Below are 25,996 nucleotides of genomic sequence, written 5' to 3' on the forward strand. Positions count from 1 at the left end.
AGAGCAGAGACCGGATTATAGAATAATAGCCAGCAGGAAACCCCTATAACACGCTGTGGTTATAGGGGTTTCCGTACCTGTACAGTTAATTTTAGGAGAGAATAAACAATGACTGCCTGGAGTGTATTTGAGATTACAGGGATTATCGCTTTCGCCATCTCCGGCGCCCTGACCGGAATACAAAAGAAGCTTGATGTTTTTGGTGTTTTGGTACTGGCGATTACGACCGCTATTGGCGGCGGTATTCTGCGGGATGTGATTATCGGCAATACCCCGCCGCTCACCTTTCGCGATCCCACTTTTTTTATTATTAGCGCCATAGCCACGATTGGCGTTTGTTTTACCTATCGCTGGCTTGATAAATTCAAACATACTATTCAAATATTTGACGCCATCGGCCTGGGGGCCTTCACGGCGACCAGTGCCAAACTGGCATTACACCAAAATCTTGATTCGGTGGTTATCGTAACAACAGTGGCCGTCATCACCGGTATCGGCGGCAGCATCATGCGGGATGTATTTGTCAAAGAGATTCCGTATGTTTTCCGGCAGGAAGTCTACGCCATCACGACCATTGCCGGGGCGATCAGCTTTTATTATTCGCAATTTTATTTTACCGGCAATATTCCCTTGTATCTCTGCTTTGTCATTACCACCGGCCTGCGCATCTGTTGCATCAAATACGGCTGGAACTTCCCTGTTATCGGTATCAGCGCCGGGAAAAAAGCGCCACCGGACAATCAGCAGCCAGGCACATAGATAAAGAATTTTATGTATGAAACCGGTGTTGGGTTATTTTATGAATCTCCCGTCATCTCTGGTAGCAGGCAGCTTATGAACATTTTTTTCAAACCAGCCGTTTTTGGCAGTGGGTCTGCAATCAAATTCCGGCACATAGGGCTTAATATCCAAAAGCGGGGTTTTGTCAATAATATCCACATCCAGGATATGGAGCCTGTTGGCGTCAATTTTGTCAAGACGTACTACGGAAAAGCCGATAAAATTCGGCCTGGCCGGTGAACGGGTGGCAAAGATTCCGTGCAGTTCCTTGTCCAGAAACGGTTTTACTAAGAGCGAAGAATTTTTTACCAAATGAAAATGGTAAATTAGAATCAAATGAGAAAAACCTTCTAGATCTTTCAAGCCGGCAGCATATGCGGGATTGATTTCAATGATGCCGGCAACATCCAGTGCGGCTGTCGGCTGAATGGGTGTGCCCTGAGGTTCTTTAAAGGGCGAGTGAATAATGCCAATGGGCGTATAATTGATCATAATTGCACCTCTTTTACTAGTGTTGCAGAATATAGGTAGCATTCTCTTGCCGCCGGATAATTTCCTGTGTATACTCCGGTTGTTCTTGCTTGCTTAACCGTTGTAATCTTTGGGCCGGCAAAAAAATCGGCATAATCGCTGATGCCTATTCGTACATTTATACCGGAGCAGTTTTTTTATCCTGCTGCCCAAAAGACGGTAAGGGTAAAAATGGGCGACAAGCAAGTTAGTATAATCAGTGACAGTGGGCTTTATATGCGTAAAATAGGGATAGCTTATGAGTAATTTGGACTTCCAGCAGTTGAGGAGATGTATGTAATGATTACCAGGCGTAGGTTTATAACAGGGGGACTAGGCGCGATCACAGCCCTGTTTGGCCTGTCTTTGGTTCCGGAATATAAAATTATTGATCAACTCGTTAACAGTATCCCGGTGCTGCTTTATCATCGTGTCGGCCCGGAAGCAGATGACCTGACAATCAGCACCACCCGGTTTGAGCAGGATATGGCAAGCCTGGCCGAAGAGGGGTATCATACCCTGTCTCTTGCCCAGGTTGCCCGGCGTTTGCAGGAGCAACAGCCGCAGCTGCCGGATAAACCGCTGATTATTACCTTCGACGACGGGTATCTCGACAATTACACCAATGCCTTGCCGGTGCTGCAAAAGTACTCTATGAAAGCCAGTTTCTATATAATCACCGGGATGATGGGCGACACGGACCGCCTGACAGGGGCCCAAATCCGGGAGATGGCGGCGGCCGGCATGGACTTTGGGTCCCATACCGTTACCCACCGGCAATTGGCAGAGCTAACGCCGCAGGAGGTTGCCGATGAGCTGCATCAGTCTAAATTTGCTTTGGAGCAGACGCTGGGCAAGCCGGTGAATTTTATCGCCTATCCCTGCGGCAGCTACCGGCCGGATACGATCCAGGCTGCCGGTCAGGCCGGCTATATCGGCGGCTTTTCCACTCAATGCGGCTTGGCCATGTTTAATAATCATTTCACCATCAAAAGAATCCCCGTATTCCATTTTGACCGCTCGATTGCCTATGTACTATTAAGAAAAGGCTTAATCCCCAGTATGCTGGGCTAACCGATAACACAACCCCAATCATGCTTAATGGGAACAGGAGCGGCGGCCTGATTGTATATTTAATAGCGCTGCTATGCCTTATTCTGCCGCTTTACCGGTATGTATCGGCCGTGTAGACCCAGACCCCGGATGCCCTGCTGTGCCGGACATAATCTTGGGTTGTGAGCAATAATGCCGGCAGCGGATCAGTAAAAAGCTGATCTGTTTTTTTTTGTAAAAAAAAACTTAAAAATTTAATAAATATACAAAAGTAGTGAAGGAATTTAGCCCCCTATTGCCGAATGGAAATCTCTTACTATTCAAGGAAGGAGGATAGCTGGGTTATTTGCAATTGCACAGCTGGAGTTGTGACGGTAACATCGCGAAGACGCGGCAACATAGCCGCAGGAAGACCCTGTGTTGACCGCTGAAGCGCCATCGATGGCTTCACGACAGGATGTGCAAGTGGTTCCAAGGGTCGACCATTCTAATTTACTTATAAATTAGTGGTTGGTTCCCCGAAGACCGTTATTGTTAGCCAACATTAACAAGGGAGGAACAACTATGAAACAACCATGGTATAAAATCCTGTATGTTCAGGTGCTGATGGCAATTACAGCCGGAGTGCTGCTGGGGCATTTCTATCCTGCCGCCGGCGCCAGCATGAAACCGTTGGGAGACGGGTTTATTAAACTCATTAAGATGATTATTGCCCCCATTATCTTTTGCACAGTTGTCCTGGGGATAGCAGGCATGGGCGATATGAAAAAAGTGGGCCGCGTCGGCGGCAAAGCCTTGCTCTATTTTGAGGCCGTATCCACCCTGGCCCTCATCATCGGCCTGACGGTAGTCAATCTGGTGAAACCCGGAGCGGGGATGAATGCCGATATCAGCACTTTGGATACCCAAGCAATCGCTAACTATGCCGCCAAAGCGCAATCACAAAGCACTACTGATTTTCTCCTGAACATCATCCCCAACAGTGCGGTGGATGCTTTTGCGAAAGGGGATATCCTGCAGGTACTGTTCTTTTCTATCCTGTTTGGCACCGCCCTGTCTCTTATGGGGCAACGGGCAGGCAATATCATTAAAATTATTGACGAAGTGTCCCACGGCTTTTTTCAGGTTGTCGGGATTATCATGAAAGCGGCACCGATCGGGGCTTTTGGAGCGATTGCCTTTACGATCGGGCAGTATGGGCTGGCCTCCCTGATCCCGCTGGCGAAACTGATGGGCAGTTTCTATCTGACCTGCCTGCTGTTTATCTTTGTCGTGCTGGGCCTGATTACGAGGATCGCCGGCTTCAGCATTATTAAATTTATCGCTTATATCAAAGAAGAACTGCTCATTGTCCTGGGGACCTCCTCTTCTGAGAGCGTGTTGCCGCGCATGATGGATAAAATGGAAAAACTGGGCTGCTCCAAGTCGGTGGTGGGGCTGGTTATCCCCACCGGCTACTCTTTTAACCTGGACGGAACCTCGATTTATCTGACGATGGCCGCTGTGTTCGTGGCGCAGGCGACGAACACAGACCTGACTATGGTGCAGCAGCTGACGATGCTGGCCGTGCTGCTTATCACCTCCAAAGGGGCGGCAGGTGTTACCGGCAGCGGATTTATTACCCTGGCCGCAACCCTGTCGGTGATTCCGACCGTGCCGGTAGCCGGTCTGGCTCTGATTTTGGGCATTGACCGGTTTATGTCCGAGGCCCGGGCGCTGACGAACCTGATTGGCAACGGGGTGGCAACCGTTGTTGTTTCGCGCTGGGAGAATGAGCTGGATGCCCGGCAGCTGGCCCTCGGCTTAAACAAAGGCGACCTCGAAACCGGGCGGATTGAAGAACAAATCGGCGGCTAATAGCTTGTCAACCTTAACACTGTAGGATAATGTCTCCCGTCAGTATCCACAGGATTAGGGTTGTCAAGGTACTAGCAACATGCCGGCGGCACAAACGTGTCTCCGGCATGTTTTTTCTATTTTTCGACAAACTTTACTTGACAGAGTAAATAGATATTATTAAAATGATATTAACATTTAGATAATATTAACAGGCAAAGGTGAATGGTTGATGAGTGAGACCAATAAGCAGGGCCTTACGGAAGAACAATTCCTGGCAAGCTATGACGCCAGCCAGTATGACCGCCTGTCAGTTACGGTGGATATGCTGATTTTTACTGTAACAGAAGAGGAGGAAAAGAATTACCGGCGGTTACCGGAAAAATCATTGCGGTTATTGCTGATCCGGCGGAGCAATCACCCCTATAAACATCAGTGGGCGCTGCCCGGCGGTTTTGTGCAGCTGGGGGAAAGTATTGATGAGGCGGCAAGACGAAAGCTGAAAGAGGAAACCAATATCGGCGACATCTACATGGAACAACTGTATACCTGGGGGGATGTGGCCAGAGATCCCCGTACCAGGGTTATCTGCGCTTCTTATATGGCGCTTGTCGATCATGCCAGCCTGCAAATTGAGGCCAGCCGGCAAGTGGCCGATGCGGCCTGGTTTACGGTTGGCTGCAAACTATATCAGGAACAAAAAACAGTTACGCCCACAGGTTATATTTTACAGCAGCTATTCCATCTGACGCTGTCTCAGGCTGATCAGCAGCTTGCCGCTACAATAAAAACAGTAAAAAAGGTAGAGACTAAAGTAACGACGGTAACAAGAGAGATTGTCGAATCCAGCGGTATTGCTTTCGACCATGCAAAAATTATTGAGTATGGTATCCAAAGGCTGCGCAACAAGATTGAGTATACCGATATTGCTTTTAATCTGATGCCGGAACGGTTTACACTGACGAAACTGCAACAGGTTTATGAAGTCATTCTTGATACGGAGCTGCTGAAGGCAAATTTTAGAAGAAAGATCGCCGACATGGTGGTTGAAACAGACGAATATACCAGGGATGCCGGGCACCGGCCTTCTAAGTTATTTAAGTTTAACCCCAAATGGATGAAGATTATCGAATGAGAGGGGAAGAGGGCATGGGGGACGCAGACGGGAAAAGAATGAACCTGACGATGCTGACTGACTTCTATGAGATTACGATGGGCAACGGGTATTTTCAAAACAAGTTACAAGACAAAATCGCCTATTTTGATATGTTTTTCCGCAGAGTTCCCGATGGCGGCGGCTTTGCCGTAATGGCCGGGGTCGAGCAATTGATCCTTTATCTGCAGGAACTAAGCTTTACTGACGCCGACATCGAGTTTCTGAGCAAGAAAAATCTGTTTAATGAGGAGTTTCTGAACTATCTCCGGCATTTCCGGTTTAGCTGCGACGTTTGGGCCGTGCCTGAGGGCACGCCGATTTTCCCCAATGAGCCGATCGTTACCGTGCGAGGGCCGATTATTGAAGCCCAATTGGTGGAAACCATGATCTTGCTGACAATCAATCACCAGAGCCTGATTGCGACCAAGGCCAACCGGATTGTACGCGCTGCCCAGGGCCGGGCGGTTGTGGAGTTTGGCTCAAGGCGGGCCCAGGGGTATGACGGGGCCATGTTTGGGGCGCGGGCGGCTTTTATTGGTGGCTGCGCCGGCTCGGCCTGCACAATCGCCGAACGGGACTTTGCCATACCGGCTGTGGGGACTATGGCTCACAGCTGGGTGCAGACCTTTGATCACGAAATCGACGCCTTCCGGGCTTATGCCCGGACCTATCCCGAAAACTGCCTGCTGCTGGTCGACACCTATAATGTGCTGAAATCCGGTATCCCCAATGCCATTCAGGTATTTAACGAAGAGGTGGTCACCCGGGGGTTCCGTCCCAAAGGCATCCGGATTGACAGCGGCGACATTGCCTATCTGTCGAAAAAAGCCCGGAAGATGCTGGATGATGCCGGCTTCCCCGACTGTAAGATCCTGGTCTCCAACTCGCTGGATGAGTATATTATTCGCGATATTCTCGTACAAGGGGCCGAAGTGGATTCATTTGGTGTCGGCGAACGTCTCATTACCTCCAAATCCGAACCTGTTTTCGGCGGCGTGTATAAGCTTGTTGCCATTGAAGACAATGGACAAGTTATTCCTAAAATAAAACTCAGTGAGAATGTCGAAAAAATTACCCTTCCCGGCCGCAAGCAATTGTGGCGGTTGTTTGAACAGGGCAGCGGCAAAGCTATTGCCGATGTCATAACCCTCGCTGACGAGACGATTGATGAGACTTATGTAATATTTGATCCCGTACATACCTGGAAGCGTAAGACAGTCACCGGCTTCTTCGCTAAAAAACTGTTGATTCAGATCTTTGATAAAGGGACCTGTGTGTATAAAAATCCTGACTTAAAAACAATTCAGAACTATTGCCGGCAGCAGATTGAAACCCTGTGGGACGAGGTGCTGCGCTTTGAAAATCCCCATAACTATTACGTCGACTTATCCCAGGCCTTATGGGATGTCCGGGAAAAGCTGCTTGTCGATTGTTCGGTCAAGTAGCAGTACCTTCCTTATAGCATTGCCCAGGCAGAGCGGTCAATGACAGATGAGGCCGGGAGCAACCTCCCGGCCTCATCCTGTTTATGCAGCTGCTTACCACTCGGTGCGGATATTCAGATCCGCTTTTTGCTGGGCTTCCCCGATTTTGAATAACCGGTAAAGAATATACAGGGAAGCGTACCAGGCCGGGGCCACATACAAGGCTACCAGATTATCCTGGTCGTAGCCCATGCCGAGGGTTACCGCCAGCATAAACGCGCCAACAACATAATTAGCATACGGATAACAGGGCATCGGATATTTCAGCCTGGCAAGCTGCTCACTTGTCAGGTTTTTTCGCCATTTATACTGAATATACATAATCAGCGACCAGGTCCACATGCAGCCTGTTGTTGTAATCGCCGACATGTAATAGAATACATTGTCAGGAGAGAGGTAATTTAAATAAACGCCGATCAGACAAACCGCACCGGAAAATAGAATCCCATTGGCCGGTATCTGGCTGGCCGACAGCTTGCCCAGAAAGGCCGGGGCCTCATGCCGGAGCGCCAGGCCATAGAGCATCCGGCCGCAGACATAAATGCAGCTGTTAAGGCAGGAGGCGGCCGAAGACAGAATAACCAGGTTGATGATAGAGGCCGAATAAGGAATACCTGCTTTCTCGAAGATCAGGACAAACGGGCTGACCCCTGAGGGCAGGGTTTCATAGGGGAATATGGCTAAGATCGCCACCATCGAGCCGACATAGAAAATCAAGACCCGCCAGAAGACCTTGTCAATCGCTGATTTGAGAGAGCGCTCGGGATCAACCGCCTCACCGGCGGTAATGCCGATTAGCTCGACCCCGGAATAGGCAAATACGACCATGACCAGGGCCATGGCCACCCCGGTCCAGCCAAAGGGCATAAACCCGCCATGAGCCCAGAGATTGGAGAACCCGATCGCCACACCGCCGTTGCCAAACCCGAACAGTATCATCGCAAAACCGACTGCCAGCATGGCAAGAATCGTAACCACCTTAATCAAAGCAAACCAAAATTCAAACTCCCCATAGTATTTAACGGCAATGAGGTTGACGGCCATGATAACACCCAGACAGACAAGGGCCGGAATCCATTGCTCAAGGTCCGGCGCCCAATATTTCATATACATACTGACCGCCGAGATCTCGCACATAGCCAGAACAACCCATTGGTACCAGTAATTCCAGCCGGTAATGAAGGAAACCAGGGGGCCGCAGAAAACCCGGGCGTAGCCGGCAAAGGATGAGGCTACCGGGTTTTCCACAGCAACCTCGCCCAGGGCCCGCAGCACAAAGTACATGACAACCCCGCCAATCGCGTAGGCCAGCGTGAGCGCCGGGCCGGCCAGTCTGCTGGCCTGGGCGGAACCCATAAACAGGGCAACGCCGATCACGCCCCCGATGGCGATCAACTGTATATGCCGGTCTTTGAGATCCTTTTTGAGATTTTCTTTTGCCAGGTCGAGCGTATTTGCTTTCATTTGCCTTGCCTCCTTTTGTAGCTACAGAAAAACCCTGGCTTATGCCAGGTCCACTTGAGGACGCCGGCAGCAGGCCAAGATAAGAAAAGATTGGCTTGTGCCAAGCCTCTCAGGGACGTCGGCGGAAACCGATATACTTTCCGAGCATGTAAAAAAGCGCCGGCCGGCAACCTTCTGGTTGCCGGCAAGCGCCTTTGCTTGCAATTATCTTGTTTTAACAGGCTTCGGCTGCTGCCCGCAGGATACTCTGCTCCAGCACTGTCAGCCCCCGGTCCAGCTGTTCATCCGTCACTACCAGTGGTATCAACAGGCGGATTACGTTGCTGAAAATACCGGCACTGATCAATATGACCCCCTGGTCTAAACAGTATTTTACTACCTTTGACGTCAGCTCTTTGGCCGGTTCTTTGGTATTCCTGTCTGTAACCAGCTCAATACCGATCATGGCCCCAAGTCCCCTGATATCGCCAATGACCGGACACTGTTCCTGCAGGATTTTCAGTCTGGTCATCGTGGTGCGGCCAATGGCATCGGCCCGGCTGCACAGCTGGTAGTCCTCAATATACCTGATTGTCTCCAGGCCGGCCACACAGGCCAGCGGGCTGCCGCCATAGGTGCCGCCGATATTGCCGGCCTCGGGTGCATCCATATACTCAGCCTTGCCTGTGACCGCACTTAGCGGAACGCCGGCAGCAATTGATTTGGCCGTAGTCATGATGTCCGGCTCGACCCCCCAGTTTTCCACCGCAAACATTTTGCCTGTACGGCCAAAACCGGTTTGCACCTCGTCGGCAACAAACAAGATACCCTTCTGCTCGCAAATGGCCTTAAGCCCTGGCAAAAATTCCGGCGGCGGCACGATAAAGCCGCCTTCTCCCTGGACCGGTTCGATAATCATGGCCGCAATATGTTCGGCGTCAATTTCCGCGGTAAAAAACCGTTCGAAGTTTTCCAGGCAGTGCAGGCCGCAGGCCGGATAGGCGGAACAATAATGACAGCGGTAGCAGTAGGCGGAAGGGACCTTATAAATCTCGGGCGCCAACGGGCCAAAGCCATATTTATACGGCTTTACCTTACTGGTAAGGCTCATGGTCATAAAGGTCCGTCCGTGAAAAGCCGCCTCAAAAGCGATAATGCCTGTTCGCCTGGTTGCATGGCGGGCAATCTTAACGGCATTCTCGACCGCTTCCGCGCCGCTGTTGGCAAACATTGTTTTTCTGGGACCGGAACCAGGCATCAGCGCATTCAGTTTTTCGGCCAGTGCCACATAAGGTTCATACATGGCAATGGCAAAAAAGGAATGGAGCAGTTTGTCTGCCTGGTCCTTAATTGCCTCGACCACCGGCTTAGGACAGTGACCCACATTAAGCACCCCGACACCGGCATAGAAATCGAGATACTCCCGGCCGTCCACGTCAGTAATGACAACACCGTCGGCTTTTTCCACAAACACACCGGTGGAATTGGCAATTCCCCGGGGAACGGCATTATTTTTTCTTTGTATCAGTGCGGCTGATTTACCTTGCGTATTACTCATCGTCATGTGCCTCCCTGGCCTGAATCATCAAAAAAACGCTGAGTATATATATCCTGTGATATATACATTCAGCGCCTTTGCCAAATGAATAATTCAGCGTTTGTTTATAATCACATAGTAACAGATGCATGGAAGTGCGTCTATGTGAGCATATCACAAGCTATACCGGCCGGCATTGTGAGATCGTTATAGCTCCAGCTGCCGGCCAACAATAACGCCTAACTGCAACGTCAGGCGATCATAGGGATCAGATAAATTTCTGCCCGAGATTTCCTCGATTTTCTTTAGCCTGTAATCCAGGGTATTGCGGTGGACAAACAGACGCTTCGCCGTCTTCACCGCATTGCCGTTCTCCTCAAAATACACAAACAGAGTGTCCACCAGCTCCATCTGCTGTTTGGCATCATAGGCCAGCAGCGGTTCAATGACCTCCTGGTGATAGGCAGCCAGTTTGCCGGGGTCCATTTCAAACAGCAGCTTATAGATGCCTAGCTGCTCGTAGACGTGGATCTGTCTGGCGGCCGGCTGCCGGGCAGAAAAACGCAGGACCTTGACCGCCTGGAGATAACTGCCTCTGGCATCAGGCAATTGCTCAAACCGGCCGCCGACACCGGCGACAACTGCTAACCCCGGTATTTTTACGGCAAGCTGTGCCAGTATTGCCGACAGTAACTCAGTATTCGAACAGGTGCCGCCGGTTTTGTCCTCACAGGGCATCAGCAGGATAATATCATCGACCCGCAGCAGGGACAGAATCTTTTGCGGGCATATTGCCGTCACATCACGGACAATTTGCTCAAAACGGATCTTGAGGGCAACCAGGTCTTTTTCGGCTTTGGTTTTCTGACTTTGCACAAACTCCAGCAAGCGGACCGGGCTGATAATGGCTACCTGATGGGGTTGGGTTAGATCATAGCCATAATAAGCGGCCCGATGGCTGATGACGTCCGGATCAGAGGAGGGCTGAAACAATAATTGCTCCAGAAAATCGCTGATTGACCGTTCCTCAGTTTGTTTCATAATAATATGCCGGCAGATGTCGCCGGTGACCTCGACCAGCTTTACCTCCCAGGGCAGCTCAAAAACCGGGAATTTTGCCTGATCGGCCAGACTGATAACCTCAGGCGGCACTGTTTGGATATAAGGACCGACATTTACAATCAGCCCGGCCAGCTTTTTTTTGATAATGCCGCGCACGATCGCTTGCAGCTTATGTACATCCCCGTTTAAACCGATGCCGGTGATGATCAGCAGCTCGCCGCCCTGCACCCAGGGAATAACATCAGGCAAATCGATAAAATGCACCCACCGTAGCCGGCGGTCTAAGCCTGCTTTGCCGGCAACAAGGGTCAGTTTTTTTAGGGAAGGCAATGTAAACAGTTCCTGGCAGCTGATCATAGCTGGCAGCCTCCTCCCGGTTTGACGTGGCTTTATATGCTAAAATTTAAAGACAACCAGTTTTTCCTCAGTCATTTCTTTTACCGCATACTGGGGGCCCTCACGGCCAATGCCACTTTCTTTGATGCCGCCGTAAGGCATGTTATCTGTGCGGAAGGTGGCGCCGTCATTGATGATAACCCCGCCTGTCTCCAGCTTCAGGGCACATAAGCGGGCAATCTCCAATGAACCGGTAAACACCCCGGCCTGCAAGCCGTAGACAGAATCATTGACCATGGCAATCGCCTCTTCAATAGTATCATAAGGGATGATCGAGAAAACAGGGGCGAAGGCCTCCTGGCAGACAATACTCATAGTGGCGTCCACATCGGTCAGAATGGTTGGCTCAAACCAGGCCCCGCGCCGGTTGCCGCCTGTCAGCAACCGGGCTCCCCGGGCCACGGCCGCCTGCACCCAGGTTTCTGCCCGGGCGGCCTCCTGCCCGCTGATCATGGGGCCGATGTCAGTGGCGGGATCAAGCGGGTCACCCATAACCAGCTTCCGGGTATAGGCTACTGCCTGGTCGCAGAATTCACTATATACACGGCGCTGCACATATACCCGCTGGCAGGATATGCACACCTGGCCGGCATTGGCGAAGGCATATTGGGCACACAGCCCGGCCGCGGCCGGAATGTCGGTATCGTTGTGGACAATATTAGCCGAGTTAGAGCCTAATTCAAGGGCTACCCGCCGGAAGCCGGCATTCCTGAGTAAATCTTTGCCGACCGCGGGACTGCCGGTAAAGCTGTAAAAGCCGATCCGTTCCTCCGCGGTCAATAGTTGTCCCAGTTTGCCGCCTGCGCCTGTTAGCAGATTCAGGTGGCCGGCCGGTAAGCCGGCCTCGGCAAAGATCTCGCACAGCAATACCGCCGATAAGGGAGTTGCCGTCGCTGGTTTGTACACGACCGTATTGCCCGCGGCTATGGCCGGGCCCAGCTTATGGCAGGCCAGATTGAGCGGGAAGTTGAAGGGCGTAATGGCACAAACAATGCCCACCGGCTGCCGCAGGGTAAAAGCCCAGCGGTTTTCACAGCCCGGCGCCCCGGCCAGCGGTACCATCTCGCCGGTCAGGCGTTTGGCTTCTTCCGCCGACAGAATCAGCGTCTGTTCCGCCCGGGCCACCTCGGCCAGGGCTTCCTTGATCGGCTTGCCGACCTCCTGGGTAAGAAATTCAGCCATTTTTGTCTGGTTTTGCCTGAGCAGCCGGCTGGCTTTCAGCAATATCTCATAGCGCCGGTACGGCTCCAGTTTACCTGTTTTAAACGCTTGTTCAGCCGCATCAACCGCCTTTGTTACCTCGGCGGCGCCGGCGGCGGAAATCCGGGCAATTTCCTCACCTGTGGCTTTATTGAGAACACTGATTTTTTCCCCGGTTGTACTCCAGACTCCATCGATGAATAAACCATATTCCTGCATGAACGTACCTCCTTAGTGATGACTGAGTTGCCGTATAGCAATGAAGACTGGAATGTAATGCCGGCGGCGCATTACATTCCAGTCTTCATTGACTAAGCATTCCTAACCGGAATGGGATGACTATTCTCAGAATAACAAACTTTCTATAGCCAGTCAATACACAGGCATTGTGAGATATTCACAATTTATTTCATTGGATTTATGCATTGTTTACAATACATCTCCGGCAAAAACGGCTGGCAGATACAGGCCGCGCCGGCGCGGCCGCCAAAAAAGCTGCCAAAGATATTGGCAAGAGAGCGGGATATTAGAACAGATCAAAGCACAGCGGCAATAATCATCTGGATACAGTACGCCGGCCGCTTCAGCCTTAGGACGGCGGCACTCATTATCATTGCTCATAACAAAACAAATTCCCTGTCCCCCTGTTTTATTTTGTCCCCCTGTTTTATTTTCAGAAGGGGAGGGCTTTACCGCCGGCATGGAGAATTATGCTAATAGCAGCCGGATTTATTACGGTTATTAGTTTCGTATGGAAGATGACGGTAACGGTGATATTAATGACAGGAGAGGATGTTAGCAAATTTTATGCAAAATAATTATTGTAATTTGTTTACATTAACAAATAGGTCAGACCGGTACTGGCAGCTAGGCTATGCAGGGCTGTTGCTCGCAGGGCTTGTATTTTTCGTCTCCTGTGCCTTTTATAAGGAAATGTGGTTTGATGAGGCGTATACAGTGGCCATGATCAGGCATGATTTTTTTAGAATTTGTGAAATCACAGCCCGGGATGTCCATCCGCCTTTGTATTATATGCTTGTTAAGCTGGCTTCGTTAATCTGGGGGCAGGACATCGTAGTCTACCGGCTGGTGTCGGCAGCCGGGATGATGTTATTCCTGCTGCTGGGTTTTTTTCATATCCGCAGGATCTGCGGGAACGCAGCCGGCTTCTACTATACCTTTTTTGCGGTATTCTTGCCGGTAATGCTGGAGTATTCAGGAGAAGCCAGAATGTATTCCTGGGCCATGTTTTTTACTACCAGTGCCGGAATATACGCTTATCTGGCCTACCGGCAAAACCAGCGGCAGCATTGGGTACTGTTTGCCGTTTTTTCGCTGTGCAGCGCCTATACCCATAACTATGCCCTGCTTGGCGCTTTTTTCATTAATCTGAGCCTATTAACCACTGCATTTGCCAGGAAAAGATATTTGCTGAAACCCTGTCTTTTGACGATTCTGGCGCAGGTGATTCTCTATCTGCCGTGGCTGCTGGTATTAATCAGCCAGGTAGTTTCGGTGACCAAAGAATACTGGATTGTCATCAATTATCAGCACCTGCTGCGGGATCTGCTAGTATTCTATTTTGCGGAAAATTTGCCGGGCATTGCCGTCAAGCTGCTGAGTTTTGGCTGGCTGGCTGTCTGCGGCTGGGGGCTGTACACGGCTCTTACGCAGAACCGGCAATATGCCGGGCTGGCGCTTATCAGCCTGGCTGTTTATCTGGCCGTGATTGGTTTGGCCCTGCTGTTATCCCAGGTGAAGCCAATTTTTATCACCCGGTATTTAATGCCGAATTCGGGCTTTTTATTCATTGCCCTGGCTTGCGGGCTGGCGGCCGTCAGGCGGCAGAGAGTGGCTGTTGCCTTATGCACGGCGATTTTTATTGCTTCCTCCGTTAACTTTTATTTGCATTACGATAAAATTTACAGCCCCCGGAACAATGCCTTGCGGGCTGATATTACTTACAGCCTCAACCCTGACGATATCTTTTTGTACACCGACATTCACCCGGCGGGGATCTATATGGTTGCCTTTCCTGACCATCAGCACTATGTGTTTTTGCCAGGCGGGCAGGAAGACTCCAAACCCAATCCCTTCCAGCCGGAGCTTAGACTTATCTATGATTTAAACGTCCTGGCAGACTACAAAGGGCGGATTTGGCTGATCGAAAGCGCCAATTCCCAGCTGTTGTACGGCCATTTGGGCAAAAGCGAACCCCTGTTTACGGTTATTGATTTTGCCCGTATTTACGATATGCCCTATTTAAGTCACAAAGGCTTTGTATTTGTCGGATCACTGCTGCAAAAAGAACCGGGGCCGGTGCCGCCATTGCCTGCCAAGGAGTAATACAGATGCCAAGGAGGCTGACGAATGAAACCCTTAATTTCCATTGTTGTGCCCATGTATAATGAAAGCCAGAACATAGACTTTTTTTATCAAAAAATATCGGAGGTAATGAGCGGGTTACCCGCTTATGACTATGAAATCATATGTGTCAATGACGGCAGCACGGATAATACACTGGAAAAAATTGAGCTGCTGGCCGGGCGGGACAGGCAGCTCAAGGTAATTGAACTGTCCCGCAATTTCGGCAAGGAAATCGCCCTGACTGCCGGCATCTGTGAAGCAAAGGGCGACGCCGTCATCCCCATTGATGCTGATCTGCAGGACCCGCCGGAACTAATCCCCGCTTTAATAAAAAAATGGCACGAAGGCTATGATGTTGTTTACGCTACCAGGCTGGTCCGGGAAGGCGAAAGCAGTCTCCGGAAAGTGACCGCCTTCCTGTTTTACCGGGTCATGCACCGCCTTGCCAAAGTGGACATACCGCCCGATACCGGCGATTTCCGGCTCATGACCAGGCAGGTGGTGGAGGCCGTCAACCAGTGTAACGAATACCACCGGTTTATGAAAGGGCTGTTTAGCTGGGTAGGGTTCAGGCAGACCAGCATTCCCTACCTCCGGAACCGCCGCCATAAGGGAACAACCAGTTTCAACTACTGGAAACTCTGGAATTTTGCCTTGGAGGGGATTACCTCTTTCTCCTTTGTTCCATTGCAGCTGGCAACCTATGTTGGCTTTCTGACAGCGTTGTTTTCCGGTGTGTATATCAGCTATATTATCGTGAAAACCTGGCTGTTTGGCGATCCGGTACCAGGTTATCCCTCCACAATGGTGGCAATATTCTTCTTTGGCGGCACTCAGCTGATGACCTTGGGGATCATTGGCGAATATATCGGCAGGATCTATAATGAGTCCAAGCGCCGGCCCCTATATTTTATCAGGAAGAAGACCAACTTCTAACACTGACAGGCTGGCAATCAACTCTGTAAATCAGGCGGCTTCCTATCCAGCATTTGGCCGGAGCGGGAGCCTGAAACAAAGTCCCTGTCCCCGAGTTTCTCAGCTATATTATCGTGAAAACCTGGCTGTTTGGCGATCCGGTACCAGGTTATCCCTCCACAATGGTGGCAATATTCTTCTTTGGCGGCACTCAGCTGATGACCTTGGGGATCATTGGCGAATATATCGGCAGGATCTATAATGAGTCCAAGCGCCGGCCCCTATATTTTATCAGGAAGAAGACCAACTTCTAACACTGACAGGCTGGCAATCAACTCTGTAAATCAGGCGGCTTCCTATCCAGCATTTGGCCGGAGCGGGAGCCTGAAACAAAGTCCCTGTCCCCGAGTTTCTCACAAACAAGGTTTCCGTGTTTGGCCCTAATGGGCATTAATTTAATTAGAAGCAGGATCAATTTTTAGGATATAATAGTATAATAGTCGTTAGAGGGCTTTTTTCTTATCAGCATACAATGATACAAGGGATGCAAAAATTTTGGCAGTTATTAAGAAGGAGCGTAGTGAATATGAAAAAATCATCGTCTGATTCGCGGTTGGTTATCAGTGAGGTTATGATGCCCAGCCAGGCCAATGTCGCCGGCAATATCCATGGCGGCGAGATTATGAAGCTAATGGACTCCACCGCCTATGCCGCTGCCAGACGGTATGCCCGTTCCAACGTGGTTACCGCCCGGGTGGACGAGCTGGAATTCCATCTGCCGATTTTTATCGGCGATCTGGTGATCTGCACAGGGCAGGTGGTGTTTGCCGGTAAATCCTCAATGGAGGTGGCGGTCACCGTTGAGGTTGAGGATTTGGAGTGCGAAGACCGGAAAAAGGCGCTGTCGGCATTTTTTACCATGGTGTCACTGGATAAAAAAGGAAGACCCAATCTTGTCCCGGAACTGATACTGGATACGGCGGAAGAAAAAGCTGCTTTTGAAGAGGGGAAACGCAGATATGAGGCCGGCAAAACCAAGAAACAGGCACCGACCAGTTAGCTGGCCGGGCCCGGAGTATATTGCACGCCTAAAATCTGCGTGAAAAGTAAAATAGTCGAACCGGCCAGGGGGCCTCTTTGGCTGGCTGCGCTGCCGGCCGTTAAAAATTTTGCCCGTGCTGGCTTACCATCCTTACATACCCCTAAGTAAATAACGGCCGTATTCCAATGTACACTGGAATACGGCCGCTTGTTCTCCAACCGGTCAGCAATGGTTTGATCTAATTTTTACAGCCTCTCAGTATGCTTGGCAAAATTGTCATTTTTTCTGCTGCCATCCTTATTGTTGGCCTGGAATGCTCAGTGATGCGGAAAAGTTGATATTCAACAGGCAATTTTGCTATAATGAATGCAAACACAAAAGGCAGAATAGTTAGGCATGTTCCTAAGCTGAACTGCCGGATACATCTGTCAGGATATCTTTGTTTGTAGAAAGAGAACGTTTTTTTTATGGGGGGACTTTAAATGATCAAGAAGATAGCTGTAGCCGGCAAGGGTGGCGTTGGCAAAACAACATTCACTGCCTTGCTGATTAAAGAATTGATCCGGCAGGAAAAGGGCATGATTTTAGCGGTTGACGCCGACCCCAACTCGAATTTAAACGAGGCGCTGGGGCTGGAGATAAACGATTCTATCGCCAATATCCTGGAGGAAGTCAGAATCGGCGAGGATATCCCCGATGGCATGGGGAAGGATTCCTACACCGAATTCCGCTTAAGCCAGGTCATTCAGGAAGCAAAAGGGATGGACCTTATTCTGATGGGGCTGCCCCAGCAAAATGGCTGTTACTGCTATCCCAATAATCTAATCAGGATGTATCTGGAACGGCTCCAGAAAAACTATGAATATGTTATCATTGACAACGAGGCGGGCATGGAGCATTTAAGCCGGCGGATTGTTGCCGATATTGATATGCTGTTCATCATCAGCGACACCTCGGTCCGCAGTATCCGTTCGGCGGCCAAGGTAGCTGAGCTTATCCGGGTATTGAAAATCACAATCCCGGAAGTGCACCTGATCATAACCAAAACCGGCGCCGCAGGCATTGACGGCCTCAAAGCGGAAATCGCCAAAACCGGTTTACCTCTAATCGGTACGATTCCCTATGATGAACAGGCCGTTGCCTTTGATGCGGCCGGCAAACCATTAGTTGAGTTGCCTGATGACTCGCTGTCGGTCATAGCGGTTAAGGACATCCTGCAAAAAGCCGGTGTTTGACGCAGTTAACCGCTGCAATAGTTATTTGGCAATTTACTGAAACCGCCCCTGTTGCATGTTTACAAGCGGAATCGCTGGATGGCATTTTGCAATTCCTGCGCCATTTTGGCCAGGGCTGCGCTGGCAGCGGCGATTTCTTCCATAGAGGCCGATTGCTCTTCCGTGGCGGCCGAGACAGTCTGGGTATGGCCGGCGGCAGCTTGGCTGACTTTGTCGATGGCGCGTATCGAGTCGACGATTTGCTGGCTGCCGCCGGCCAGTACCGCTGCCTCTTCTTGCTGGAGCTGCCGTAAAGGAATGACTTTCTCGCCGGCAATGATATCAAATTGTTCATCTAGTTCTTTTAATTCAGCTATGAGTTTTCTGTCTGCCTCCGTTTTGGCACTGGCCAGTAAGTCTGCCTCCAGTTTCGTATTCTCAATACTCAACCGTTGGTAGTTGAAGAGCATTTCCTGCGTTCCGGCCGTGATAAAACCGCGAACCTCAGCCGCCTGGGTAGCGGTATTAAACTTCGCTGATTTGATAGCCGGTGATTCCTAACCCAATGGCATTGACCAGGACAACCAGCAGGAAAAAAGCAATGGTTTTGATTTGCAAACTTATTTTCATAATTTTAATTTTTTCCTCTCCCATACTCATTCACCCTGGCAGCCAGAGCGGCCGGGGCAGCAGCACTGGCCTCAGCCGGACAGCTTGGCGGCAATCATTACGGCTTGTTCGGTTGCCGCCGGATTGGCAATACCCTGACCGGCAATATCAAAGGCGGTTCCATGGGCCGGGGTCGTAATGGCGTATGGCAAACCGGCAGCAACCGTCACGCCAAACTGGAAGCCCATCAGCTTCAGCGCAATCTGCCCCTGGTCGTGGAACATAGTAACCACCGCATCATAATGGCCCTTAAAAGCGTTAATGAAAATGGTATCCGACGGATAGGGACCCAGGGCGTTTATGCCGTCCGCCCGGGCCAGCCGGACCGCCGGAGCGATGATCTCAATTTCCTGGCGTCCGCACAGGCCCTCCTCGCCCGCGTGCGGGTTTACGGCGGCGACAGCAATACGCGGCTCCTGGCAGCCTGCCTTTTGCAGGGTTTGCCGGGCTATGCGGATAGCTGTCAAAATGCTGTCAATGGTTAGACTGGCACATACCTGCGCCAGCGGAATATGGCTTGTCACCCGTGAGGTCCATAAATTCTTTAAGACATTCATTTCGCTGCTCGGACCAGGCCAGTCCAGATAATGGGCAAATAGTTTTTGCTCATCCTCGAAATCATAGCCCCCGTATTGCAGCGCTGCTTTATGCAGCGGGGCATAAACAAAGCCGTCAAGATCGCCCCGGCGTAGTAAATTTATTGCGGTAACCAGCATATCGCCGGTGACTTTTCCGGACAGCTTGTTGATTTTCCCTAATATCAAATTAGCAGGATCAAGGTTTCTTTGGTCTAATAAAGGAAGGCCGTCAGCCCAGCTGGCCTGAGCTATATCATCAATTACAACTACCGGGAAGTCTGCTTTGGCAATCTTTTTTCCCAGCGCCAGCACCCGCAAATCGCCAATCAATACCGGCCGGCAATACGCTTGCAGCGTAGCGGTATTACATACCTTGGCAACGAGCTCCGGCCCGATTCCTGTTGCATCACCTAATAAAATACCTAACAACGGTTTCATTGCTTTATCCTCCTCAATGAGCTGTTTCGTATTAAATAACAGGGACTGAGATCCGTAAGCGGATACCAGTCCTTGCAGTCTCTTTGCTGTTAGCCAGCCCGTATATTTTGTATAGCCAGATTACGGTATGGCAGATCTTAATACGGCTATAGGCTACATGTCTGTTTTTATCAAGCAGGTTTTGCCAAATTTGAAACATGGGGGCACAACGAAGAAGAGGAAAATAGCAGCTAAAAATGCCAGTGAAATTGGTTTTTCAATAAAAATCATCGCATTGCCATTAGAGATGTCAAAAGCCTGCCGCAGCGATGTTTCCAGCCGGGGCGTCAGGATAAAAGCCATGAGAAACGGGGCGACCGGGTATTTGTAGCGGTTAAAGAAGTAGCCGACAATGCCGATGGCAATCATCACCCAAATATCGAACAGGCTGTTATTGACAGCGTAGGCGGACACAATACAGATTACAATGATAATCGGGGTCAGGATGGCGGGGGGAATCCGCAGCGCATGGACCATCAGGGGAATGCTGAGGGCCGCGATGATCATACAGACGACGTTGCCGGTGTACATGGAGGCAATCAGGCCCCAGGCCAGGTCCGGGTGGTCGGTGAACAGCAGTGGTCCCGGCGTAATGCCCCACATCATCAAACCGCCCAGTAATATGGCTGCCGTGCCCGAACTGGGAATTCCCAAAGACAGCAAGGGGGCAAAAGCCCCGGCCGCCGCCGCATTATTGGCCGCTTCCGGCGCGGCTACCCCTTCCAGCGCTCCTTTGCCCATGTTGTCTTTATTCTTGCCGGTACGTTTTTCGAAAATATAGGCTAAAAAAGAGGCGGTTGTCGTGCCTGCGCCCGGAATACAGCCGACGAAAGTTCCCATGAAGCTGCTGACAATGGTTGGCCGGAAGATTTGCTTAATTTCCTGCCAGTTAAGATAGTTGCTGCGCAAAGACAGCCTTTCGGTTGTTTTCATCTGATAGCCGCTTTTATTCAGGGCCATGGTGATAATTTCGTTTACCCCTAACAGGCCGATAACCAGGGGGATGAAGTCAATGCCGCTTAAGAGTTCATTTACACCGAAGGAAAAACGGGGCATCGCGACAGCTAAATCGAGTCCCACCGTCGCCAGCAAAATTCCCGTGCAGGTGGAAAGCAGCCCTTTGCGGGGCTGGTCGCCCAGCAGCCAGGCAATCGCCATAATTGCCAGCAAAATAACCGACGCCATTTCGGCCGGCCCAAAAGCCAGCCCCACGTTGGCCAGCAGGGGACCCATAAAGGTAAGGATGACAACACCGATAAAGCCGGCGACGAAAGAAGACCAGTTGGACACCGCCAGTGCTTTGCCAGCCTTGCCCCTCAGTGTCAGCTGATAGCCGTCCATGGTGGTCATTACCGCCGGCGGATCGCCCGGGATGTTGATTAAGATCGCCGTAAATGATCCGGCATACATGGTTGAGTAGTATAAAGCGGCCAGCATAATAATCGCTGTGGTTGGATCCATTTTGAAAGTCAGCGGCAGGAGCAGGGCAACTCCCATCACCGAACCGATACCGGGCAAAGCGCCGACAAACATACCCATAACGGCCCCGGCCAGGGCGGCCAGCAAATTGTTTTCTGTCAATGCGAGCGCAAAGCCGTTTAGCAAATGCGTAAATATTGCTTCCATAATCTAGCTCCTTTCTATAATAATGATTTTATCAGGCCGCCGGGAAAGGGCACTTGCAGCCAGCATTCAAAAATTCCCCAGATGAGTCCGGTCGTTATTGCGGCCAGAGAAACGGAAAAAGTACGGGAATACGAACCCTGAGTGACCAGCCAGATGACCATAAACAAAAATACGGTAGCCAAAAAGCCGATGATACTGACACAGCCGGCAAAAGCAATCATGGCGGCAATCGGCAGTATCGCTTTTATGTCTACCGGCTCGGCCTCTTTATCATAATTTACTGCTTGTGCAGCAGCGAGAACACATGTTGCCAGACCGATAATCACCGGAATAAACCCCGGACCGGGGCCTTTATTTACCCAAAAGCCGTAATTAAACCAGCCGGCATAGGCCCAGAATCCTCCCACAAGGCCACAAATAATTGCTATTACCCGATCCGCGTTCAGAGCAATCCTCATAATCCTCTCCCCCTCGTAAATTATTTTTTGATATCAATGAATATTGTGCCTATTCACCTCCCTTTGCGTACTAATGCCGGACAAGCGCCGCTATAACCGCTGTATAAGCCTTCAGCTCTCAGGGGAATATTCCCGGTGAATAGGCGCGTACTGATACGGTGATAATTATTTCTTATGCATAAACTATGCCGGCGTTAAAATAAAAAAGAAAAACGTGAAAATACTGACTTATTTGACAAATAATATACAAAGGCTGTTTGTTCAAAAAAAATTCTATGTTTCAATGAAACAATTTGTTCTATTTGTTGCAAGCAAAATCTGGGCCGTACTGATGCCGGCAGCGTCCTTGGGGCATTATCGACAAGGATTTGCAAATTTTTTATCGAAATTATAGCAATATTCAGAGTTGTTCTGGCAGCTGCAGCTGTTGAAATGGAACAAAATGCCGATAACTTACAGCCGGTTGGGTATTATGACGCTTCCTTTGGGTAAATCAAAACAAAAAACAGATTTTTTCGACAATTATTATTAAAAATTTGACGTTTAGTGTCGAAATCCTACTTGATGTGTGTTAAGGTGCAACTTAATGGGGTGAAAAAATGGCTAAAATCACTTTTATGGTTCCGTACTCAGACATTTTTGAGGATATTCAAGAGGTTTTTACCCAACAAAACGATTGTAACTGGACGATTGAGCTTGTGGCCATCGACGGGGTACCGCGGCGGATTGACTACAAAAAAATCAAAACAGATGTTGTTGTTGCCCGGGGGATTACGGCATCGCTGGCCGAGCGGGTTATGGAGGATATTCCGGTGATTCGCCTGCCTGTCAGTGGTTATGATGTTATCCGGGCGGTTTTGGAATGCCGGACCCGGTATAAATCGCAGAAAGTGGCTATTGTCGGTACGGAAGACATGGTGTATGGCGCCCGCAGCATTAATGAAATCACCGGCATTGAGATTGTCACCAGCATTGTAGACAATGAGGAAGATGCGCGCCGAAGCTTAACAGCCATTAAAGATGACGGCATTACTATCATCTGCGGCGGGGTTGTGTCAACCTGTATTGCCGATCAGATCGGTCTGCAAACGGTTTTCATAAAAACCGGGCGGGAAGCGATTTATCAAGCTCTGATTGAGGCGAAAAGGACCTATTTTGTCAAAAAGCAGGAACAGGAACGCAGCGAGAGATTCCGCACGATTCTTGATTATTCCATCGAAGGCATAGTGGCCGTAAATGAACAGGGCAATATCAATTTAATCAATGCGGCCGCAACGGACATAACCGGCTTAAAGGGCACCATGGAAGGGAAAGCGGCAGATAAGGTTTTTCCCGAATTGCGGCTGGGCAGGGTTTTGTCGACAGGAACAGCCGAAGTCGGCGAAATTAAAACCTTGAGCGGCCGGCAGGTAGTAATCAATAATGCCCCCATTACTGTTAAAGGCCAGGTCGTAGGCGCTATTGCCACGTTTCAGCCGGTTGCGAGCATTCAGGAAATGGAAGGAAAAATAAGACGGAAGATTTACCCCCGGGGGCACAGCGCCAAATTTTCATTTTCTAATATTTTTGGTAAAAGCAAGGCCCTTCAACGGGCGATTGGGATCGCCAAAGAATACAGTACAGTTGACTCTAATGTTCTTATTGTCGGCGAAACCGGCGCCGGCAAGGAAATGTTTTCCCAAAGCATCCACAGTGCCAGTGACCGGGCCGCCGGTCCGTTTGTAGCGTTTAATTGCGCGGCGCTGCCGGAAAATCTGCTCGAAAGCGAACTGTTTGGGTATGTCGAGGGAGCATTTACGGGCGCGGCCAAAGAAGGCAAGGCCGGTTTATTTGAACTTGCTCACCGGGGGACTATTTTTCTTGACGAAATATCAGAAATTTCAATTAAAGTGCAGGGGCGGCTGCTGCGGGTACTGCAGGAACGGGAGATCATGCGGCTGGGGGATCGTAAGATTATTCCGATAGACGTACGGGTCATAGCGGCCACGAACCGTGATCTGGGGGAATTGATCCGGGAAAAGGCTTTTCGCTCCGATCTTTACTACCGGCTGGATGTGCTGGAACTGCATGTTCCGCCGTTGCGGGAACGGACCGGGGATGTACTGCAGCTGTTTGCATATTTTCTGCACTCCTATTGCTCACGCTTTGGTAAACCGAACAAAAAGATTGAGCCGGAGGCGCAACAACTGCTGGACCGGTATTCATGGCCGGGCAATGTCCGCGAGTTGATGAATATTGCCGAACGCCTGGCGGTCATTGCCTACAGCGACAGGATCACAAAAGAGGATGTGTTATCGGCCTTCAATCCGGAGAAGGACGCCTTGACTGCCGGCCTGGCGGTAAAAAGCTCCAACCGCAGTGAGAACCCGGCCCATACCGGCACCAAGCAAAAACTGGATAAAGCCGTTCTGCTCGCGGTTCTCCAGGATGTAAATTATCATTATGCCAAAGCAGCAGCCAAACTTGGCATCAGCCGGACGACACTGTGGCGGTGGTTAAAGGAACTGGAAATGTAACATAGTGAACAGATTAAACAAAAAGTTGCGAACTAGCCAGGATATATAGTCAGTCTTTTGCGATAATTTTGTAAATTAAATCAATATAAATAGGAGAAGCCGGCAACTGCCGGCTTCTCCTATTTATATTGGCACGGATTTTGCAATCCAGTGCTACTGAGCCCGTGGACTGATGCCAACTGCGGTAAGATGCATAAGGTGTGTACTGAATTTTATTAAAGGAGGCGAGCCATTCCCGGCCAAGCTGCTGCCGAACCGGCAGACATTAAATTTTAAAGAGGGGATGATCCAATGGAAATTAACAAAGAAACATGCATCAACTGTGGTTTATGCATAGCAAAATGCCCGGTTGCAGCGATTGGGAGAGACGCAGCCAAGCAAGTGCAGATTGAATTTGATGAGTGTGTGGAATGCGGGGTGTGCCGGCGGTTGCGAGTATGTCCGACCGACTCCCTTTATCAGCAGGAGCTAACCTGGCCACGGACGATCCGGAGCATTATGAGCGATGTGCTTACTATTGCCGAGGAATCCCAGATATCCGGGCGCGGCACCGAGGAAATGAAGACCAATGATGTTACGGGCCGCTTTAAACAGGGCTGGGTCGGCATCGCTATCGAACTGGGCCGCCCGGGCGTTGCCACCCGGATGTATGATGTGGAAAAAGTAGCTAAAGCAGTTGCCCGGGAAAACGTTGAATTTGAAAAAGAAAACCCGATTACCAGTATGATGGCTGATCCGGCTACCGGCAAGTTTAAAGACGAACTGCTCAATGAAAAGGTCCTTTCCGCCATTATTGAATTTGGCGTGCGGGAAGAGCAAGCGCCGGTCATTTTGCAAATCCTTAAGGACGTGACGCCGGCCCTGGATACGGTGTTCAGCCTGGATATCTGTTCCAAGGTCAGCGCTGGCGGCGTTGTCCCCCATGTAAAAATCGTTGAAGAGAATGGGCTTTGGCTGTCGCCTAACGGCAAAGTAAATATTGGCCTTGGCCGGCCGCTAGTGAGGGAGGCATAGTCATGACACATACACTGCACCGGGTAGGAAGCCGGGAAAGCCTGCAGGGAGACTGGGTTTTTCTCTGTATGCCCAGCAAGGATATCAATCACGAACAGTCAGGGCCCAAACTCAGAAGATTTCTGGAGTTATGCCTGAAAAACAACTGTGTGACGTTAGGCGATTGCCGGAAGGGGAATGAATATCACCAGCTCAGCCGGGAAAATATGCTGAATAATGTGGAAGACCGTGCTGTTGTTACCGCAACCTTTAATAATAAGGATGCAGTAATTGCCATGATTGAAGACTTAAAACAGGCCGATCTGGGGCTTTCCATCGTAATTTCCGGCTTAGTGGATGAGGTGGGAGAATGTTGTGCGCAAACAGGCCTTAAACCACATACCGTAGAACACTCGCTGGGCAGATGGGGAAAAACAGAAAAGCTGCCACCCCAGGCAATACTGGAGATTGCCACCATGTGCGGGCACTCGATGATAGCGGTGAATTTTATTAATGAAATGATCGAAAAAGTAAAAAAAGGAAAAACAACGGCGCCGGCGGCAGCAGCCGAATTATTTAAACCCTGCATGTGTGGTATATTTAATACAGACCGTGCGGCCAAGCTTATCGCCGAAATGGCCAAACGCTAAAGCACGGTTTTTCTTAGTGATCTTTATTATAAGC

Annotated in this window: 24 protein-coding genes; 14 read left to right on the forward strand and 10 right to left on the reverse strand. The window is 50.2% G+C overall.

Annotation, left to right across the window (positions count from 1 at the left end; translation table 11 throughout):
- Window positions 1-108: 108 nt before the first annotated feature.
- Window positions 109-759 (forward strand): trimeric intracellular cation channel family protein, encoded by a 651-nt coding sequence (locus SPTER_RS00600; RefSeq protein ID WP_144348581.1) that lies wholly within the window; start codon window positions 109-111, stop codon window positions 757-759.
- A gap of 33 nt (window positions 760-792) precedes the next feature.
- Here SPTER_RS00600 and tsaA read toward each other — a convergent pair whose 3' ends face one another.
- Window positions 793-1,272, reverse strand: coding sequence for a tRNA (N6-threonylcarbamoyladenosine(37)-N6)-methyltransferase TrmO (gene tsaA, locus SPTER_RS00605; RefSeq protein ID WP_144348582.1), 480 nt, complete (start codon window positions 1,270-1,272; stop codon window positions 793-795).
- A gap of 141 nt (window positions 1,273-1,413) precedes the next feature.
- On the opposite strand from tsaA, the gene SPTER_RS24445 reads away from it, so the two are divergent.
- The 5 genes from SPTER_RS24445 to SPTER_RS00625 all read left to right on the forward strand — a co-directional run bounded on the left by SPTER_RS24445 (window position 1,414) and on the right by SPTER_RS00625 (window position 6,780).
- Window positions 1,414-1,557: a hypothetical protein gene (locus tag SPTER_RS24445; RefSeq protein ID WP_170233079.1), complete on the forward strand. Its 144-nt coding sequence runs from the start codon at window positions 1,414-1,416 to the stop codon at window positions 1,555-1,557.
- A gap of 33 nt (window positions 1,558-1,590) precedes the next feature.
- Window positions 1,591-2,364, forward strand: a complete 774-nt coding sequence (locus SPTER_RS00610; protein WP_144348583.1) for a polysaccharide deacetylase family protein — start codon at window positions 1,591-1,593, stop codon at window positions 2,362-2,364.
- 543 nt (window positions 2,365-2,907) lie between these two features.
- A complete protein-coding gene (locus SPTER_RS00615; RefSeq protein WP_144348584.1) occupies window positions 2,908-4,200 on the forward strand; it encodes a dicarboxylate/amino acid:cation symporter in 1,293 nt (430 codons plus the stop codon).
- A gap of 211 nt (window positions 4,201-4,411) precedes the next feature.
- Window positions 4,412-5,314 carry an NUDIX hydrolase gene (locus SPTER_RS00620; protein ID WP_144348585.1) on the forward strand — a complete coding sequence of 301 codons (903 nt, stop codon included), beginning with the start codon at window positions 4,412-4,414 and terminating at the stop codon, window positions 5,312-5,314.
- Window positions 5,311-6,780, forward strand: coding sequence for a nicotinate phosphoribosyltransferase (locus tag SPTER_RS00625; RefSeq protein ID WP_246105428.1), 1,470 nt, complete (start codon window positions 5,311-5,313; stop codon window positions 6,778-6,780). The genes SPTER_RS00620 and SPTER_RS00625 overlap by 4 nt, the downstream gene beginning before the upstream one ends.
- A 93-nt stretch (window positions 6,781-6,873) precedes the next feature.
- Here SPTER_RS00625 and SPTER_RS00630 read toward each other — a convergent pair whose 3' ends face one another.
- From SPTER_RS00630 to SPTER_RS00645, 4 genes are all read right to left on the reverse strand, one after another.
- Window positions 6,874-8,283: an amino acid permease gene (locus SPTER_RS00630; protein WP_144348587.1), complete on the reverse strand. Its 1,410-nt coding sequence runs from the start codon at window positions 8,281-8,283 to the stop codon at window positions 6,874-6,876.
- 214 nt (window positions 8,284-8,497) lie between these two features.
- Entirely contained in the window at window positions 8,498-9,820 is a 1,323-nt protein-coding gene (gene gabT / locus SPTER_RS00635; protein ID WP_144348588.1) for a 4-aminobutyrate--2-oxoglutarate transaminase, read from the reverse strand.
- 186 nt (window positions 9,821-10,006) lie between these two features.
- Complete coding sequence (locus tag SPTER_RS00640; protein WP_144348589.1) at window positions 10,007-11,218, reverse strand: PucR family transcriptional regulator; 1,212 nt, start codon at window positions 11,216-11,218, stop codon at window positions 10,007-10,009.
- A gap of 39 nt (window positions 11,219-11,257) precedes the next feature.
- Window positions 11,258-12,676 (reverse strand): aldehyde dehydrogenase family protein, encoded by a 1,419-nt coding sequence (locus SPTER_RS00645; protein WP_144348590.1) that lies wholly within the window; start codon window positions 12,674-12,676, stop codon window positions 11,258-11,260.
- A 588-nt stretch (window positions 12,677-13,264) separates the two neighbouring features.
- Between SPTER_RS00645 and SPTER_RS00650 the strand changes: the two genes are divergently transcribed.
- The 5 genes from SPTER_RS00650 (at window position 13,265) to SPTER_RS00670 (ending at window position 18,016) form a co-directional block, all read left to right on the forward strand.
- Entirely contained in the window at window positions 13,265-14,803 is a 1,539-nt protein-coding gene (locus SPTER_RS00650) for a glycosyltransferase family 39 protein (protein ID WP_170233080.1), read from the forward strand.
- A 24-nt stretch (window positions 14,804-14,827) separates the two neighbouring features.
- A complete protein-coding gene (locus tag SPTER_RS00655) occupies window positions 14,828-15,760 on the forward strand; it encodes a glycosyltransferase family 2 protein (protein ID WP_144348592.1) in 933 nt (310 codons plus the stop codon).
- 113 nt (window positions 15,761-15,873) lie between these two features.
- Window positions 15,874-16,053, forward strand: coding sequence for a hypothetical protein (locus SPTER_RS00660; protein WP_211367378.1), 180 nt, complete (start codon window positions 15,874-15,876; stop codon window positions 16,051-16,053).
- 272 nt (window positions 16,054-16,325) lie between these two features.
- Window positions 16,326-16,799 (forward strand): acyl-CoA thioesterase, encoded by a 474-nt coding sequence (locus SPTER_RS00665; RefSeq protein WP_144348593.1) that lies wholly within the window; start codon window positions 16,326-16,328, stop codon window positions 16,797-16,799.
- 464 nt (window positions 16,800-17,263) lie between these two features.
- Window positions 17,264-18,016 carry an ATP-binding protein gene (locus SPTER_RS00670; RefSeq protein ID WP_144348594.1) on the forward strand — a complete coding sequence of 251 codons (753 nt, stop codon included), beginning with the start codon at window positions 17,264-17,266 and terminating at the stop codon, window positions 18,014-18,016.
- A gap of 59 nt (window positions 18,017-18,075) precedes the next feature.
- On the opposite strand, the gene SPTER_RS00675 is transcribed toward SPTER_RS00670, so the two are convergent.
- The 5 genes from SPTER_RS00675 to SPTER_RS00690 form a co-directional block, all read right to left on the reverse strand.
- On the reverse strand, window positions 18,076-18,465 hold the full coding sequence (locus SPTER_RS00675; RefSeq protein ID WP_144348595.1) for a hypothetical protein: 390 nt from the start codon (window positions 18,463-18,465) through the stop codon (window positions 18,076-18,078).
- A gap of 55 nt (window positions 18,466-18,520) precedes the next feature.
- A complete protein-coding gene (locus tag SPTER_RS25515; protein WP_281289484.1) occupies window positions 18,521-18,649 on the reverse strand; it encodes a hypothetical protein in 129 nt (42 codons plus the stop codon).
- A gap of 47 nt (window positions 18,650-18,696) precedes the next feature.
- A complete protein-coding gene (locus SPTER_RS00680) occupies window positions 18,697-19,680 on the reverse strand; it encodes a PdxA family dehydrogenase (protein ID WP_144348596.1) in 984 nt (327 codons plus the stop codon).
- 153 nt (window positions 19,681-19,833) lie between these two features.
- The gene (locus SPTER_RS00685) at window positions 19,834-21,345 is read right to left on the reverse strand and encodes a tripartite tricarboxylate transporter permease (protein WP_144348597.1); all 1,512 of its coding nucleotides are present in this window, start codon (window positions 21,343-21,345) and stop codon (window positions 19,834-19,836) included.
- A gap of 14 nt (window positions 21,346-21,359) precedes the next feature.
- Window positions 21,360-21,803 (reverse strand): tripartite tricarboxylate transporter TctB family protein, encoded by a 444-nt coding sequence (locus SPTER_RS00690; protein WP_144348598.1) that lies wholly within the window; start codon window positions 21,801-21,803, stop codon window positions 21,360-21,362.
- A gap of 599 nt (window positions 21,804-22,402) precedes the next feature.
- On the opposite strand from SPTER_RS00690, the gene SPTER_RS00695 reads away from it, so the two are divergent.
- The 3 genes from SPTER_RS00695 (at window position 22,403) to SPTER_RS00705 (ending at window position 25,962) form a co-directional block, all read left to right on the forward strand.
- Window positions 22,403-24,319: a sigma 54-interacting transcriptional regulator gene (locus SPTER_RS00695; RefSeq protein WP_144348599.1), complete on the forward strand. Its 1,917-nt coding sequence runs from the start codon at window positions 22,403-22,405 to the stop codon at window positions 24,317-24,319.
- Between the two features lie 291 nt (window positions 24,320-24,610).
- Complete coding sequence (locus SPTER_RS00700; RefSeq protein ID WP_144348600.1) at window positions 24,611-25,333, forward strand: 4Fe-4S dicluster-binding protein; 723 nt, start codon at window positions 24,611-24,613, stop codon at window positions 25,331-25,333.
- Window positions 25,334-25,335: 2 nt separating this feature from the next.
- Window positions 25,336-25,962 (forward strand): hypothetical protein, encoded by a 627-nt coding sequence (locus SPTER_RS00705; RefSeq protein WP_144348601.1) that lies wholly within the window; start codon window positions 25,336-25,338, stop codon window positions 25,960-25,962.
- Window positions 25,963-25,996: the final 34 nt, after the last annotated feature.

This window comes from Sporomusa termitida (genome assembly GCF_007641255.1).
In the GTDB taxonomy this organism is placed as follows: domain Bacteria; phylum Bacillota; class Negativicutes; order Sporomusales; family Sporomusaceae; genus Sporomusa; species Sporomusa termitida.

Coding starts and splice junctions, on each gene's coding strand:
- SPTER_RS00600 (WP_144348581.1), top strand. CDS start 109: ATGACTGCCTGGAGTGTATTTGAGATTACAGGGATTATCGCTTTCGCC.
- tsaA (WP_144348582.1), bottom strand. CDS start 1,272: ATGATCAATTATACGCCCATTGGCATTATTCACTCGCCCTTTAAAGAA.
- SPTER_RS24445 (WP_170233079.1), top strand. CDS start 1,414: ATGCCTATTCGTACATTTATACCGGAGCAGTTTTTTTATCCTGCTGCC.
- SPTER_RS00610 (WP_144348583.1), top strand. CDS start 1,591: ATGATTACCAGGCGTAGGTTTATAACAGGGGGACTAGGCGCGATCACA.
- SPTER_RS00615 (WP_144348584.1), top strand. CDS start 2,908: ATGAAACAACCATGGTATAAAATCCTGTATGTTCAGGTGCTGATGGCA.
- SPTER_RS00620 (WP_144348585.1), top strand. CDS start 4,412: ATGAGTGAGACCAATAAGCAGGGCCTTACGGAAGAACAATTCCTGGCA.
- SPTER_RS00625 (WP_246105428.1), top strand. CDS start 5,311: ATGAGAGGGGAAGAGGGCATGGGGGACGCAGACGGGAAAAGAATGAAC.
- SPTER_RS00630 (WP_144348587.1), bottom strand. CDS start 8,283: ATGAAAGCAAATACGCTCGACCTGGCAAAAGAAAATCTCAAAAAGGAT.
- gabT (WP_144348588.1), bottom strand. CDS start 9,820: ATGAGTAATACGCAAGGTAAATCAGCCGCACTGATACAAAGAAAAAAT.
- SPTER_RS00640 (WP_144348589.1), bottom strand. CDS start 11,218: ATGATCAGCTGCCAGGAACTGTTTACATTGCCTTCCCTAAAAAAACTG.
- SPTER_RS00645 (WP_144348590.1), bottom strand. CDS start 12,676: ATGCAGGAATATGGTTTATTCATCGATGGAGTCTGGAGTACAACCGGG.
- SPTER_RS00650 (WP_170233080.1), top strand. CDS start 13,265: ATGCAAAATAATTATTGTAATTTGTTTACATTAACAAATAGGTCAGAC.
- SPTER_RS00655 (WP_144348592.1), top strand. CDS start 14,828: ATGAAACCCTTAATTTCCATTGTTGTGCCCATGTATAATGAAAGCCAG.
- SPTER_RS00665 (WP_144348593.1), top strand. CDS start 16,326: ATGAAAAAATCATCGTCTGATTCGCGGTTGGTTATCAGTGAGGTTATG.
- SPTER_RS00670 (WP_144348594.1), top strand. CDS start 17,264: ATGATCAAGAAGATAGCTGTAGCCGGCAAGGGTGGCGTTGGCAAAACA.
- SPTER_RS00675 (WP_144348595.1), bottom strand. CDS start 18,465: ATGCTCTTCAACTACCAACGGTTGAGTATTGAGAATACGAAACTGGAG.
- SPTER_RS25515 (WP_281289484.1), bottom strand. CDS start 18,649: ATGGGAGAGGAAAAAATTAAAATTATGAAAATAAGTTTGCAAATCAAA.
- SPTER_RS00680 (WP_144348596.1), bottom strand. CDS start 19,680: ATGAAACCGTTGTTAGGTATTTTATTAGGTGATGCAACAGGAATCGGG.
- SPTER_RS00685 (WP_144348597.1), bottom strand. CDS start 21,345: ATGGAAGCAATATTTACGCATTTGCTAAACGGCTTTGCGCTCGCATTG.
- SPTER_RS00690 (WP_144348598.1), bottom strand. CDS start 21,803: ATGAGGATTGCTCTGAACGCGGATCGGGTAATAGCAATTATTTGTGGC.
- SPTER_RS00695 (WP_144348599.1), top strand. CDS start 22,403: ATGGCTAAAATCACTTTTATGGTTCCGTACTCAGACATTTTTGAGGAT.
- SPTER_RS00700 (WP_144348600.1), top strand. CDS start 24,611: ATGGAAATTAACAAAGAAACATGCATCAACTGTGGTTTATGCATAGCA.
- SPTER_RS00705 (WP_144348601.1), top strand. CDS start 25,336: ATGACACATACACTGCACCGGGTAGGAAGCCGGGAAAGCCTGCAGGGA.